This window comes from Nonomuraea sp. NPDC001684 (genome assembly GCF_053596515.1).
This window is the reverse complement of sequence record NZ_JBSFGJ010000840.1, coordinates 1-1,710: the sequence shown is the minus strand read 5'-3', so window position 1 is coordinate 1,710 and position 1,710 is coordinate 1. Positions and strand designations below refer to the sequence as shown.

2 protein-coding genes and 1 pseudogene are annotated in these 1,710 nt (G+C 75.1%); all 3 read right to left on the bottom strand.

The window, feature by feature from the left end; translation table 11 throughout:
* Positions 1-103 precede the first annotated feature (103 nt).
* A complete protein-coding gene (locus ACWCSD_RS52375) occupies positions 104-580 on the bottom strand; it encodes a (2Fe-2S)-binding protein (RefSeq protein ID WP_358284884.1) in 477 nt (158 codons plus the stop codon).
* Positions 570-1,442, bottom strand: a complete 873-nt coding sequence (locus tag ACWCSD_RS52370) for an FAD binding domain-containing protein (RefSeq protein WP_449927364.1) — start codon at positions 1,440-1,442, stop codon at positions 570-572. Before ACWCSD_RS52370 ends, ACWCSD_RS52375 begins: the two co-directional genes overlap by 11 nt.
* A pseudogene (locus ACWCSD_RS52365) lies at positions 1,439-1,710 on the bottom strand (nitrate reductase); the annotation flags it as partial. The gene ACWCSD_RS52370 and the pseudogene ACWCSD_RS52365, both read right to left, overlap by 4 nt.

The window sequence follows — 1,710 nt, the reverse complement described above, 5'->3', positions numbered from 1 at the left end:
CTGGCCGGTGATCAGCCTCGGGTCCTCCCGCCGCCGCACCGGCTCGCCGAACATCCTGGTCGTCACGGTCCCTCCCGTCGCGGCCCGCCGGCCCGCGCGCCGCTCACGACTCCTCCGCCAGCAGCTCGGCGGCGCGGTGGACGGCCTTGACGATGTTCTGGTAGCCGGTGCACCGGCACAGGTTGCCGGACACGCCTTCGAGCACCTCCTCGTGGGTGGGCGCCGGGTTCTCGGCCAGCAGGGCGGTCACCGTGCACAGGAAGCCCGGGGTGCAGAAGCCGCACTGCAGGCCGTGGCACTCGGCGAAGGCCCGCTGCACCGGTGAGAGCCCGTCCGGGCCGGCCAGGCCCTCGACGGTGGTGATCTCGTGCCCGTCCACGGTGACCGCGAAGGTCAGGCACGACCGGACCGGCTCGCCGTCGAGCAGCACCGTGCAGCAGCCGCAGACGCCGTGCTCGCAGCCGACGTGCGTGCCGGTCAGGCCGAGGTCGTGGCGCAGGCAGTCGGACAGCAGGCGGCGTCCGGGGACGCTGACCCGCCTCGCCGTGCCGTTCACGGTCAGCGTGATCTCATGTTCCACCGGTCGCCGTCCCCTCCCGTGCCGCCTCGCGCAGGGCCCGTTCGGCCAGCACGCCCACCAGGTGCCGCCGGTAGGCGGCGGTGGCGTGGATGTCCCCTTCGGGGTCGGTCCCGTCCCGCACGGTCCGCGCGACGGCCGGCCAGTCGACGCTCGCGGCCGGCCGGTGGCCGCACGCGCCGGTCACGTCCATCAGGACGGGGACCGGGCCCACGCCGACGCAGGCGACCCTGGCCGCGGCGACGCGCAGGTCGTCGTCGAGCGTGACCACGGCGCAGACGCCGGCCAGGGCGTAGTCGCCGTGCCGCCGGGACACCTCCGCGAACGCCGTCCCGGCGCGCCCGCCGAGCGCCGGGAAGTAGGCCGACACGGCCAGCTCGTCCGGCCGGACGCCGGACTCCATGGGCCCGACGAAGAACTCCCGCGCCGGCACGTCCCGCTCGGCGACGCCCGCGGGGGTCCAGCGGGCCAGCCGCACCGAGCCGCCCAGGACGGCCAGCACCGCGGGCAGCTCGGCGGCGGGATCGGCGTGCACCAGGCTCCCGACGACCGTGCCCCGGTTGCGGATCACGGGGTGGGCGACCAGCCGCAGCGCCTTCGTCAGCAGCGGGTGCGCGCCGGACCGGGCCACCCGCGAGTGCCGGGCCAGCGCGCCCACCCGCACCCCGTCGCCGCCCGCCTCCACCGTGTCCAGGGCGGTCAGGCGGTTGATGTCGACGATGTGCTCGGGCGCGGCCAGCCGCATGTTCAGCATGGGGATCAGGCTCTGGCCGCCGGCCAGCACCTTCCCGTGCACCTCGGCGAGCGTCCGCAGCGCCGCCTCCAGGTCGCGGGGGGCGTGGTGGGTGAACGGCGGCGGCTTCACCCGGCCTCGCCCGGAGCCGGGTGCGGGGCCGGTCCCGGTGAGCGCCCGGCTATGACGCGCAGCAGGTGGTAGCCGCCCACCACCACGACGGTGCCGAGCGCGATGCCCTCCAGGGAGAAGTCTCCGCCGATCATGTGCGTCACCGGTCCGATCGCCAGGATGATGCCCGCGCCGATCGGGACCATGTTCACCGGGTCGGCGAAATCCACCCGGTTCTCGATCCAGATCTTGGCGCCGAGTAGTCCGATCATGCCGTACAGGATGACGG